This is a genomic window from Streptacidiphilus pinicola (assembly GCF_003258295.1).
Classification (GTDB): Bacteria; Actinomycetota; Actinomycetes; order Streptomycetales; family Streptomycetaceae; genus Streptacidiphilus; species Streptacidiphilus pinicola.
Genome location: NZ_QKYN01000100.1, coordinates 28,499 through 39,975, shown reverse-complemented (window position 1 = coordinate 39,975; position 11,477 = coordinate 28,499). Strand labels below are relative to the sequence as shown.

The following is an 11,477-nucleotide window of genomic DNA, read 5'->3' as shown; positions in this document are numbered from 1 at the left end:
GGCACGCCGGAGCAGGCCGCGGCCTCGAGGCGGACGGACTGCGCCGCGGTCGTGGCCGCGGCCTGCTCCGGCGTGCCCTGGGTGCGGATCCGGTCGAGCAGCGCGGTCCCCGCGTCGGAGCCGTGTGCGGCTGCGGCGTGCTCGTCGACGAAGAGGGAACCCGTCGCACCGCCGTGCTCACCGCGGTCGGGGTGCTGCTCGGCGGCGAGCGCCGAACCGGCGAGTCCGATCACGCTGCTGGCGCCGACGGCCATCGCGGCGAGGCCCAGCGCGGCGCCGCGCTGTCTCGGCACCGTGACGGCGGCGGGATGATCGGTCGGCGCCGGGGTCTCGACCTCGGCCGGGTATGCCGCCATGACTGGCGTGCTCCTTTCCGTCCCTTCGCCGACCGGGTTAGCTGACGGGTTCGGAGAGGGAGGTCTCCTACGGCCGCAAGGCCGATACACCCCAGGTGCGTTGGGTCCCCGGTTCCACTGAGGATTAGGCGATACACACGACGTCCGCGCGTACTGTTATGGAAAGTTAATACTAAAGCGGCCTGAATCCAAGTGGTTCCCGGGGTGCAGTTGAGACCACAGGGCCCACTGCTCACGGTACGACTGAGCTTTCGTCACCGAAGCGGGCATGTCGGACAAAGGCCCCGAGCAGGGACGCCAGGACCTTCTGCAGCAGGCTGTAGGCCAGGATCGGCACCAGCACCGCCGGGTTGCCCGGGATCCGGGTGACGGCGACGACCGCGCCCGCGCTGCTGTTGTTCATCCCGGAGGCGTAGGCCAGCGCGATGGCGTCGGCGCGCGGCAGGCCGAGGCGGGCGGCGAGCACCCAGCCCGTCAGGAACGAGCCGCCGCACATCGCCGCGGCGGCGACGGCGACCAGCAGCAGGAAGTCCGGGTCGGGGCGGGCGACGACCTGGCCCAGCCCGCCGCAGGCGTTGGTGTAGCTGAGCAGGACCACCACGCCCAGGTTCACCGCCTTGACCACCGGCAGCGCGGCCGCGAGCAGCCCGGGGCGGTGGGCGGTGAGCAGCCGCCCGAGCAGCAGGCCGAGGGCGCAGGGCAGGACGACGGCCAGCACCGCGAAGGCGCCGCACGCGTGCGCCGCGGCCGCGTGCAGATCGGCGGCGTAGGGGCCGGAGGCGAGGAAGCCGCCCAGGTGCAGGCCGAGCGGGATGGTCAGCGGACTGAGCAGGGTGCTGCCGATGACCAGGCCCAGCGTCAGCGTGGCGTTGCCCTCGCTGCCCTGGGCGAAGACGGTGGCCCCGGCTGCCACCGGCATGGCGCCGACCAGTGCCAGCCCGACCAGCAGGCTCTGCGCCTCGTGCGGGTTGTGCCAGCCGTCGGCCGCGACGGCGCCCACGGCCAGCAGGACGCTCGGCAGCAGTGCGTTGGCGGTGATGCCCACCAGCAGGGCCCGGGGATGTCGCAGCAGGGCCGGGAGGGCCTCGGTCCGGGCCGTCAGCCCGGCGTTGAAGACGACCGCGGCCAGCAGCCCGGCCTGCAGCGGCAGGGCGGTGCCGCCGAGGTGGAGCGGTGTCACCGAGCGCAGCGCGAGGCCCGGTTCGGGCCGGCTCGCGGCGAGGGCGTAGGCGAGCAGCATGATCCACAGCAGCCGCTTCTGGGCGGCGGCCGTCAGGGTGGACAGGAGCGCGAGTGGTTTCATCGGGCACCGCCTTCCGGACGCGCGGGGCGCCTGTGGCGGCATCAGATCAGGTGCGTGCCCGTAGCATCCAGCTGAACTGGACGTTTTCATGACTTCGAGCGAATCTCGTCATGATCGGGAAGGCGGGTAGAGCCAGCCGACGAGACGGTTCGCGATGGCGTCCGAGGAGAGGGTGCGCGCGTTCGCGAAGCTGCCGTCCGCGGTGGTGGCCCGAACGCTGCCGCTCGGGTTGAGCACCACCAGGGCGGGGATGCCGCTGCGCTTGAGGTCGATCCAGCGGGCGGCCAGCGCGGTGTTCCGGTCGTAGTGGCCGACGTCGACGGTGACCAGGCGGTAGTCGCGCTGCAGCAGCAGCTTCACGCCCGGGTCGCCGACGCGCTGCGCCAGCGCCTGGCAGTCGGCGCACCAGGCGGCGCCGAACTCGACCAGCACGGGCCGACCGTCGCGGCGCGACTGCGCGAGCGCGGCGGCCACCTCGGCGGAGGCGTCCGCGCTCGCGTCGTAGGTCGTCGGCACGGGCGCGGGCACGACCGGGGCGACGCTGACGAACGGGTGCGCGTAGTGCGGCGCGAGGGCCTCGCCGCGCCCGTCCACCCGTACGCAGCCGGTCAGCCCCGAGAGCAGCGCCAGGAGGAGCGCGCAGGTCAGGGCGAGCGGGGGCAGGACGGTCGGGACCGTCGGGGCACGGAGTGGACGCACAACGTCCAGTGCAGCATCCGGCCGCCCGCCGACCGTGTTCGACGCGCCGTCACCGGATGCTCACGGAGCGCCGGGGAGCCTCGGGGACTACTGCATGGACAGGTAGGCCAGGCTGCCGGCGCCGGCGACGAAGCAGTAGATCGCGAACGGGGTCAGCGTCTTGGTCTCGAAGTACTTGTCCAGGAAGCGCACCGCGACGTAACCGGCCACGAAGGCGCAGATGCTGCCGACGAGCAGCTGGCCGTGGATGCCGGCGCCCTGCGCGCCCGCGAGCGAGGGCAGCTTCAGCAGGGCCGCGCCGCCGATCGCGGGGGTGGCCAGCAGGAAGGCGAAGCGGGCGGAGTCCTCGTGGCGCAGGCCCTTGAAGATGCCGGCGCTCATGGTCACGCCGGAGCGGCTGATGCCCGGCAGCAGCGCCAGGATCTGCGCGGCACCGACCCAGAGCGCGCTGGCCCAGCCGAGCCTGACGATCCGCCGGTCCGAGAGGACGTCCGGGTGCAGCCCCTCGTCGCCCGGCAGGTGCGCGTCGCCGGCGCGGCGGCGCCCGGTGCCGCCGCGCTTGAGGCGCTCGGCGAAGAACAGCACAAAGCCGTTGATCATGAGGAAGAAGGCGGCCGGGATGGGCTTGCCCAGCGACTCGCGGAACACCTTGTCGAGCGCGATGCCGGCGACCCCGACCGGAATGGTGGCGACGATCAGCAGCCAGGCCAGCCGCTGGTTGACCGTCTCGATCCGGCGCTCCCGGATCGAGCTGAACAGCCCCTGCAACACCCGCGCCCAGTCCTTGCGGAAGTAGACGACCAGCGCCACCGCGGTGGCGAGGTGCAGGCCGACCAGCACGCTGAGATACGGCGACTTGTCTCCGGCGACGTTGAGGTCGTCGGAGAACGGCTTGCCGAGCAGGGCGGGTATCAGAATGCTGTGGCCGAGGCTGGAGACCGGGAACAACTCGGTGACGCCCTGCAGCAGGCCGACGCCGATCGCTTCGGGATAGGTGAGCACGGACATCGGTAAGCGACCTTGGGCTGCTGGAGGGACGGGACGTCGAGCAGCCCGAAATTACTACAAGCGTGTAGACGCCAGGCCCCTGGATGACGGGTGTTCATCCACCCGTCGTGCGAAGTTCACCGAGGCCAGCCAGAGCGGCAGTCCGACCACGATCGGCAGCCAGATCGGCAGCATCAGCCGCTCCGCCTCGTACGCGAGCGGATGCGCGACGACGGCCGCGATCCCCGTCACCGCGCAGCTCGCGGTGTAGGCCGCGACCGGCCCCGGCGCCCGTCGCAGCCCCAGCACGCCGAGCACCAGCGCGACGGGCAGCGCCGGCACGAGCGCGGTGGACTGCGCCCACTGCCACCACATCCGCAGGTTCAGTACCGCGAGCCGGGCGCGCGGGTCGGGCGCGAGCGGCTGGGTGAAGTGCGCGGAGAACAGGTCGTCGAGGCTGAGCGTCAACGAGGGCAGGCGCAGCATCCCGCCCGCGACGGCGAGGCCCACGAACGCGGCCAGCGAGACCGCGCCGACGACCACGGCGCCGGCGGAGCGCCGGCGGGGAAGCGCCAGGCATACCGCCGCGCCCAGCACGGTGACGAGCGCCAGCGGCAGCGCCTCGGCGTACCGGACGAACCCGAGCGCCAGGTAGGCCGCGGCGAGCAGCGCGCCTCCGGCCCACAGCCGTGGCCGCCGCCCGTCGCCGCAGAGCGCGACGCCGAGCAGACCTGCCGTCAGACAGAACAGTGCGGCCCCCTCGGAGAGCGGCCGCACTCCGTACGTCCCCAGCGGCGTGAGACAGCAGAGCACCTGCCCCGTCCCGGCCACGAGCCGCCGCGCGGACGGGAGCACGACGCGCAGAGTCGCGAAGACCAGCGTGCCGGCGAGGCCGGTGAGCAGGACCGACACCACCCGCAGCCCCGTCGGCCCGCCGAGGAGCGCGACGAACGGTGCCGCGAGCAGCGGGTAGCCGGGACGGGTGGAGAAGATCCGTGTGTACCGCGGATCGTTCGGCGGCAGCACGGTCGCACCGAGCCGCGCCCGGCAGATGGCGCCGTCGCTCTTCACGGGTGCGGGGAACGACCCGGCGGCGGGGAGCAGCAGCTGCCCCCGGTAGTCCTGCCGCGCCATCTCGGCGCAGTAGTCGGCGTTCGCCGCGAGCCGGGCCGAGACCGCGGACTCCCCGGAGAACTGACGGGCGAGCAGGTCGTAGCGGTAGCTGTCGTTACTGAAGCTGCTCGCCGGCAGGGCGAGGAGTTGCACGAGCACGAAGAGGAGGAACAGCAGCGCGGGCAAGGCAGCGGCGTGTTTCCTCACTTCCCGAGATTCCCACCCGCCAGGGAACCAGGCACCCGGGAAGGACTCGCCTTCCCCCGTTCAGGTGCACCGCCTTCAGGGGCGCGGGGCTCTGCTGATGTGCGGCTCTCCCCCGGCCTCCGGCCGGGAGGTACCCCCACCCCCGGCCCGAAGGCCGGGGAGCCCCCATGCGGGTGGTTACGCCGCCGTCGCCAGCACAGCGACCTGCTGGGAACCGGTCACGACCTTGCTGCGGGCCGGGGTCGCGTTGTCGGCGATCGCGGGAAGCACCTTGCGCAGGCGCCACGCCGCGACGGTGATCGCGACGCAGAAGAGCGACAGCACGGCCAGGTAGACCGTCGACAGGCCGGCACCGACCAGGAGCACGCCCAGCGCGGGCCCCAGCGCGATCGCGACCTGCTTGACCAGCGCGAACGCGGCGTTGTAGGTGCCGAGCAGGCGCGCCGGGGCGAGGTCCGCGACGATCGGGCCGAGGGTCGGCGCGAGCAGCGCCTCGCCGACGCCGAAGAGGGCGTAGGTCATCATCATCGAGCCGATCGCGGCGAACGAGCCGCCGTGGAAGAGGCCCGCGACGCCCGCGAAGATCCACGCGGCCAGCCAGACCAGGCCGGTCGCCGCGATCGCGGTGGTGCGGCGCCGACGCGCGGTGATGCGGACGACGAACATCTGCAGCAGCACGATGGCGAAGGTGTTCACGCCGAGGCCGATGCCGAGCGCGGAGGGCGAGATTCCGACCGTGCTGGTGGCGTACGCGGCCACACCGCTCTCGAACTGGCCGTAGCAGGCGAAGAAGATCAGCCCGGCCAGGATCGACAGCTTGACCATCGGACGGTCGCCCAGCAGCGTCCGGAAGTCCGAACCGCCGGCCTTGCGCGCCGTCGCGGCCGAGGCGTCCTCGACGGCCACCGCTGCCGGGAGCCGGACGGTGCCGGTCACGGCGGCGAGGACCAGGAACATCAGCGCCTCGATGCTGAAGAGCAGCGTGAGGCTGCCCGGCCGGGAGACGTCGACGAGCTGGCCGCCGATCATCGCGCCGATGCCCATGCCCAGGTTGACCAGGGTGAACTGCAGCGCGAAGGCGTGCGCGCGGGTGGTGCGGGTGGAGCAGCGGACCACCATGGTGGCCAGCGCGGGCTGGCAGGTGGTGACGCCGGCGCCGAACAGGAAGGCCGCCACCAGGATCGTCCAGTGGGTCGTGGCCAGCCCGAAGCTCAGCGCACCGAGGGAGGTCAGCACGGCGCCGGCGACCAGCACCGGACGCGGGCCGAAGCGGTCGATGCCACGACCGCCCAGCGGCAGCACCACCAGGGCGGCGGCCGCGAACAGCGTGAAGACCAGCCACGCGGTCAGCGAACCCAGACCGCGCACCCGCTCCACGTAGACGAACATGTACGGCAGGGTGAACCCGCTGCCGAAGGCGCTCAGGGCGTTCCCCACCTGGACGCGGCGCAGCGCCCCCCGCATCGTCTTCTCCTTCGTGATCGCCATCTCGCACACCGCCCTTCTCACTCACGTCTGCATGACTCACGTCTTCGTTTCGAACGAAAGACTACACTAGTAAAGTCTTCAGGTAGCAACTTTTAATCCCGCAAGCCTTCAGCGTGAGATACTGGCTGCCATGACAGAGTCGTCCCAGGAGCCACCGCAGGCACCGCAAGCGCCGCCCGAGCTCGCGATCAGCGAGCAGGTCGCGGTGTACCAGCGCGAGTTCCCCAACGTGGATCCGCAGGTCGAGACGATCGTCTCGACCCTCAGTCGCCTGAGCCGGCGCATGACCGTCGCCTACGGGCGGCACCTCAACGACCTGGGCATCTCCTCGGCCGACTGGGAGGTCCTCAAGGCCCTGATCGTGGCCGGCGCCCCGTACCGGCTCGGGCCGGGCGAGCTGGCGAAGCGGATCGGGCTGACCCCGGCGGCGATGACGCACCGGGTCGACCGGATGGCCACGGCCGGCCTGGTCACGCGCAGCCGGGACGAGAGCAACCGGGTGCGCGTCAACATCGAGCTGACCGAGCTGGGCCGCGAGAAGTGGCTGGAGTCCATGCGGATGGCGGCGGTCTTCGAGGAGAGCCTGCTGCAGGACGCCACCCCGGAGGAGCGCTCCGAGCTGGCGGGCGCGCTCGGGCGGATGCTGCGCCGTGTCGAGGACAGCCAGCCCGACGCCCAGGGCCGCACCGACGACCTGGCCCCGGACGACTCCGAGCGCTGAGCACGACCACCGAACAGAGGAGGGGCGCGGCACCGTGACGGTGCCGCGCCCCTCCCACTGCTTTCTCCGGGCTCAGGAGATCCCGTTGGCCTTCAGCCAGCTGTCGGCGACGGTGCCCGGGTCCGCGCCCTGAGCGCCCACCTGGGCGTCCAACTGCATGAGCCCGGCCGTGGTGAGCTTGGCCGAGACCTGGTTGAGGACGTCGGCGGCGCCCGACGGCAGTGACTTGTCGGCCAGCGGCACCACGTTCTGGAAGCCGAACAGGCTCTTGTCGTCGGTGAGCGTCACCCAGCCGTCCTTCTGGATCAGCGCGTCCGTGGTGAAGATGTCGGCGATCTGCACGTTGTCGTTCTGCAGCGCCGTCTCGGTCAGCGTGCCGCCCGCGTCGAGGGACTTGTAGCCCTTGAAGGTCAGGCCGTAGCTGGACTTCAGGCCCACCAGGCCCTGCTCGCGGGTCTGGAACTCCGGCGAGCCGCCCATGACCAGCGTGTTCGCCACCTTGGCGAGGGAGCTGATGGTGGAGCTCGCGCTCAGGCCCAGCGCCTTGGCGGTCTTGGTGTTGACCGTCAGGGTGTCCTTGTCCTCGGCGGCCGCGGGGTTGAGCAGCTGCAGCGTGGGGGCCAGCTTGGCGGCGGCCTTGGCGTCGACGTCCGCGGTGCTGGTGCCGACGGCCTTCGGGTCGAGGTAGTCGAGCAGCGCGCCGTTGTACTCCGGCATCAGCGTGAGCGCGCCGCTCTTCATCAGCCCGTAGGAGATCTCACGGCTGCCGATGTTCGGGTGGTACTTCACCTGGAAGCCCTTGGCCGCCAGCGCGTGGCCGTATATGTCGGCCAGGATCGTGCTTTCGGAGAAGTTGTTGCTGCCGACGGTGATGACGCCGCCGTTGCTGTTCGCCGACGGCGCCAGCGGGTTGCCGGCGGTGGAGCCGGAGGAGCCGCACGCGGAGAGGCAGACGGCGGCTGCGGAGGCCACCACGACAGCGGCCGAACGTACACGGGTGGAGCGGGCGGTGAAAGAGAAGGTCACGGTTCCAATCCGGCTTCTGTTTTGGTCGCTGTACTCGGTTGTCACGCTCTGGACTGATCGATCCTCAACCGCAACCCATCGATTCGGAAGCCCAACGGGTGCGTTGTGGCCCAATATTCACAGTCGGCTCTGACAAATCGAGCGCACAACCGGTAGTCTCGCCGCGGTCACGGGTTCGGGGGGCGGGCTCAGGTTCGACTCGGCGCCGAATTAGCCGTCAACACGCAGGATTCTCAGGGCATTAGGAGCTCCTCTTGTCCTCCCTGGACACCTTGGCCGACCGGCTCGGGAGACGCCTCGCCCGACTGCCGTTCCGACGCAAGCTCAACGCGCTGATCGTCATCCCCCTCGTGGTGGTCGCCCTGCTCGTCGCGGTGGCCATGAACGGCCAGGTCAACCAGGCCGAATCGGCCGCCGCCGAGGCCGAGTTGCTGGGCAACAGCGCCACCGTCGCGCGGCTCGTCGACGACATCCAGCAGGAGCAGGCGCAGGCGATCCTCTACTACGAGAGCTACTGGAACACCCCGGTCGGCAGCAAGCGGAACCTGGCGGACCGGACGCCCTATCTGACCGCGCAGCACGCCACGGACCTGCAGCTGTCCGCGGTCCGCCGGGTCTTCGGCGGCGCGATGCCACCCGAACTGGACACCGCGCTGCAGAAGCTGGATCCGGACGGGCTGGGTCTGGCCCGCGAGGCCATCGCCACCGGACTGCTGCCGGCGGAGAACATCGACGCCGCCTACGGCGACGTGTCCGAGGGACTGATCGACGGCCTCGGCCTCACCGCCCAGCAGCGCAACCAGACCACCGCCCGCCTCGCCGACCAGCTCGACGTGCTGCTGCGGGCCGACTCGTCGCACGCGCAGTTCGAGACCTCGGTGGTGTCGGCGCTGACCCGCGACTCGGACGCCACCGTGCAGTTCGGCGTCGCCGAGAGCAGCTACCAGCTCTACCGGGCCCAGGAGACCCGCTTCGCCGTCATCGCGCCGCTGGAGCGGTCGAGCGCGCTCTACCAGCTCGACTTCGGGCCGGACGAGACGCAGTTGGAGGCCACGCTCGGCGATCTGGCGCAGAAGATCTCCGCGGTCGCCGACCCGACCTCCGCCGACCTGGCGGCGGGGAGCCGGGCGGCCCAGGCGCTGGAGCCCACCGTCGTCCGCGAGTCACAGCGACGCGCGACCGTCATCGACCAGCTGATCCCGCAGCTGGCCACGGAGGCGCAGCAGGACTCCACCCGAGCCTGGTGGCGGGCCTCGATCCTGCTGGCCCTGGCCGTCGTGCTGCTCCTCGGCTGGGTGCTGCTGCTGACGCTGATCCGCCGCTCGATCCTCGGCCCGCTGCAGCGCGTGACCGACGCCGCCCGCCGCGTCTCCGAGCTCTCCGCGCAGGAGTTGGCGCGCGTCGCGGACGAGGACACCCCGGCCGCCGACGGTCTGCCGCAGCTGGAGGACCTGCCGATCACCGCCGCGGACGAGATCGGTGAGCTGGCCAGGGCGTTCAACCAGGTCCAGGCGACGGCCGGCGGACTGCTGGAGCGGCAGGCGCAGAGCCGCCGCAACACCGCGGAGATGTTCGGCAACATCGGCCGCCGCGTCGCCAACCTGACCGGACGTCAACTCGCCCTGATCGACGCGGTCGAGCGCGACGAGACCGACCCCGCGCTGCTGGACCGGCTCTACCGGATCGACCACATCGCGGTGCGGCTGCAGCGCAACGCCGACTCGCTGATGCTGCTCGCGGGCCTCAGCGATACCGAACTGGACGGTCGTCCGGCCGAGTTGAGCCACGTGGTGCGCGCCGCACTGGGTCAGATCGAGGGCTTCGAGCGGGTCCGGCTGATCGCCGAGGCCGACGCGACGGTGACCCCGGACCTGGTCAACGACCTGGTCCTGGTCCTGGCCGAGCTGCTGGAGAACGCGGTCACCTTCTCCCCCGCCCACACCGAGGTCGCGGTGACGCTGCGGGAGCGGGCCGGCCAGGCGGTGCTGGAGATCGTCGACCACGGTCTCGGGATGAGCGCCGAGCGCCTGGCCGAGGAGAACGGGCGGCTGGTCCGCCGTGCCCGTCTGGACCTGGCCCCGACGCAGGTGCTCGGCCTCTTCGTCGTCGGCGTGCTGGCACGGCGCTGGGACCTGCAGGTGGTCCTGTCCCGCACCCCCGGCGGCGGCCTGACCTGCGACCTGACCCTGCCGACCGACCTGGTCACCCCGGGCGCGCCCCGGGCTGGCCGCACCTGGTCGCCCACAGCGACGCCGGAGCGGTCGGCGGCGGCCCCACTGCCGGCCGCCGCGCCGGAGCGATCCACGGTAGGCAGTGCCCTGGGGGGCGAAGCCCGTCCCGCGCCGCAGACGAACCTCGCCCACGTCGTGCTGCCGCCGCCGTCCCTCCCCCGGGACCGGCCCGACGGGCCGCCGGGCGGCGGGCTCAAACGGCGGGTGCGCGGCGCCACGCTGCGCGAGGGCCGACGCCCCGCAGAGCCCTTCGCCGCCCGTCCGGCCGATCCGGACGAAGTCCGGTCCTCCCTGGAGGAGTTCGAGGCGGCCGTCAGCCGCGCCGAGCGCGACAGCACCATCAACACCCCCGAGAGAACGGAAGGAGTGGGACAGTGACCACCCCCGAGCCCACCGTGCAGGACCTGCAGAGCGCCGCCGCGGACTTCACCTGGCTGCTGGGCCGGTTCGCCACCGACACCGCCGGCGTCGTCGACGCCATCGCGGTCTCCTCCGACGGCCTGCTGATCGCCGTCTCCCGGCTGCGCGACCACGCCGACTCCGAGCGGCTCGCCGCGATCGTCTCCGGCATCACCAGCCTGGCCGCGGGCGCCTCCGGCAACTACGGACTGGGCGGCCTGAACAAGGTCATCATCGACCTGGAGGGCGGCCACCTGCTGGTCTGTTCCATCGGGAACGGCTGTGTGCTCGGCGTGGTGGCCTCCAAGGAGGCCAAGTTGGGCAACATCGCCTACGAGATGACGCTGTTCGCCAACCGCGCCGGGGCCGCGCTCAGCCCGCAGCTGATCATGGAGCTCAAGAACGGCGTCGGCGCGTGACCGACTCCGACAGACGCGGCGAGGCGGTGGTCCGGGCGCTGCGGCCCTACGTCGCCCCGGACGAGGAACAGCCCGCCGCCGAACCGGGGCCGGAGCCCGCCGGGGAGCCCGCCCGGCGCAGCCTGTCGGTCCGGCCGTTCCTGGTCACCGCGGGTCGGGTCACCGACGCGGACCGGCTCCCGCTGGAGACCCAGGTGGTCGCCACCACGGCGGGGCTCGCGGCCCTGCCGAGCCTCACCTTCGAACAGCACGACATCGTCGCGGCCTGCCGCGAACCGCTGTCGCTCGCGGAGCTCGCCGCCCGGCTGCACCTGCACCTCAACGTGGTGCGGGTCCTCGCCGGGGATCTGCGGACCGCGGGTCACCTGACCGTCCACGCTCCCCAGGTCGGCGCCGCCCACGATCTGTCCGTCCTGCGACGGGTGATCGACGGGCTGCGCGCCGTCCCCGACTCGCGAGGTCTCACGCGTGACAACAACCGCCCTGCCTAACCCCTCCGCGTCCGGCCCGCGACGCCCGCCGCTGCCG

General features: G+C 72.0%; 10 protein-coding genes, 1 pseudogene and 1 riboswitch. Of the genes and pseudogenes, 4 read left to right on the top strand and 7 right to left on the bottom strand.

Annotated features, from left to right (window positions below; all coding sequences use genetic code 11):
* The 6 genes and pseudogenes from DN069_RS40300 to DN069_RS25345 all read right to left on the bottom strand — a co-directional run.
* Positions 1-356 (bottom strand): annotated as a pseudogene (locus DN069_RS40300) (hypothetical protein); the annotation flags it as partial.
* A gap of 11 nt (positions 357-367) precedes the next feature.
* Positions 368-497: riboswitch (cyclic di-AMP (ydaO/yuaA leader) on the bottom strand.
* Positions 498-588: 91 nt separating this feature from the next.
* A complete protein-coding gene (locus DN069_RS25365; RefSeq protein ID WP_165845632.1) occupies positions 589-1,659 on the bottom strand; it encodes a bile acid:sodium symporter family protein in 1,071 nt (356 codons plus the stop codon).
* A gap of 108 nt (positions 1,660-1,767) precedes the next feature.
* Complete coding sequence (locus tag DN069_RS25360) at positions 1,768-2,358, bottom strand: thioredoxin family protein (RefSeq protein WP_116513696.1); 591 nt, start codon at positions 2,356-2,358, stop codon at positions 1,768-1,770.
* An 87-nt stretch (positions 2,359-2,445) separates the two neighbouring features.
* Positions 2,446-3,366: an undecaprenyl-diphosphate phosphatase gene (locus DN069_RS25355; RefSeq protein ID WP_111504597.1), complete on the bottom strand. Its 921-nt coding sequence runs from the start codon at positions 3,364-3,366 to the stop codon at positions 2,446-2,448.
* Positions 3,367-3,420: 54 nt separating this feature from the next.
* The gene (locus tag DN069_RS25350) at positions 3,421-4,644 is read right to left on the bottom strand and encodes a hypothetical protein (RefSeq protein WP_111504595.1); all 1,224 of its coding nucleotides are present in this window, start codon (positions 4,642-4,644) and stop codon (positions 3,421-3,423) included.
* 198 nt (positions 4,645-4,842) lie between these two features.
* Complete coding sequence (locus DN069_RS25345) at positions 4,843-6,153, bottom strand: MFS transporter (protein ID WP_243639693.1); 1,311 nt, start codon at positions 6,151-6,153, stop codon at positions 4,843-4,845.
* Between the two features lie 130 nt (positions 6,154-6,283).
* Here DN069_RS25345 and DN069_RS25340 point away from each other — a divergent pair, with 130 nt between their 5' ends.
* A complete protein-coding gene (locus DN069_RS25340) occupies positions 6,284-6,874 on the top strand; it encodes a MarR family winged helix-turn-helix transcriptional regulator (RefSeq protein WP_111504593.1) in 591 nt (196 codons plus the stop codon).
* A gap of 72 nt (positions 6,875-6,946) precedes the next feature.
* Here the strand turns inward: DN069_RS25340 and DN069_RS25335 are convergent, their stop codons facing one another.
* A complete protein-coding gene (locus tag DN069_RS25335) occupies positions 6,947-7,900 on the bottom strand; it encodes an ABC transporter substrate-binding protein (protein ID WP_111504591.1) in 954 nt (317 codons plus the stop codon).
* A gap of 254 nt (positions 7,901-8,154) precedes the next feature.
* Here DN069_RS25335 and DN069_RS25330 point away from each other — a divergent pair, with 254 nt between their 5' ends.
* From DN069_RS25330 to DN069_RS25320, 3 genes are read left to right on the top strand one after another with little or no spacing between them, the layout of a single operon-like run.
* Positions 8,155-10,509 carry an ATP-binding protein gene (locus DN069_RS25330; RefSeq protein WP_111504589.1) on the top strand — a complete coding sequence of 785 codons (2,355 nt, stop codon included), beginning with the start codon at positions 8,155-8,157 and terminating at the stop codon, positions 10,507-10,509.
* Positions 10,506-10,949 (top strand): roadblock/LC7 domain-containing protein, encoded by a 444-nt coding sequence (locus DN069_RS25325; protein ID WP_111504586.1) that lies wholly within the window; start codon positions 10,506-10,508, stop codon positions 10,947-10,949. Before DN069_RS25330 ends, DN069_RS25325 begins: the two co-directional genes overlap by 4 nt.
* Positions 10,950-10,987: 38 nt before the next feature.
* The gene (locus DN069_RS25320; RefSeq protein WP_111504611.1) at positions 10,988-11,440 is read left to right on the top strand and encodes a DUF742 domain-containing protein; all 453 of its coding nucleotides are present in this window, start codon (positions 10,988-10,990) and stop codon (positions 11,438-11,440) included.
* Positions 11,441-11,477 lie beyond the last annotated feature (37 nt).

Excerpts from the sequence above, each read along its gene's own strand:
- DN069_RS25365 (WP_165845632.1), bottom strand. The coding sequence starts at position 1,659 with ATGAAACCACTCGCGCTCCTGTCCACCCTGACGGCCGCCGCCCAGAAG.
- DN069_RS25355 (WP_111504597.1), bottom strand. The coding sequence starts at position 3,366 with ATGTCCGTGCTCACCTATCCCGAAGCGATCGGCGTCGGCCTGCTGCAG.
- DN069_RS25345 (WP_243639693.1), bottom strand. The coding sequence starts at position 6,153 with ATGGCGATCACGAAGGAGAAGACGATGCGGGGGGCGCTGCGCCGCGTC.
- DN069_RS25340 (WP_111504593.1), top strand. The coding sequence starts at position 6,284 with ATGACAGAGTCGTCCCAGGAGCCACCGCAGGCACCGCAAGCGCCGCCC.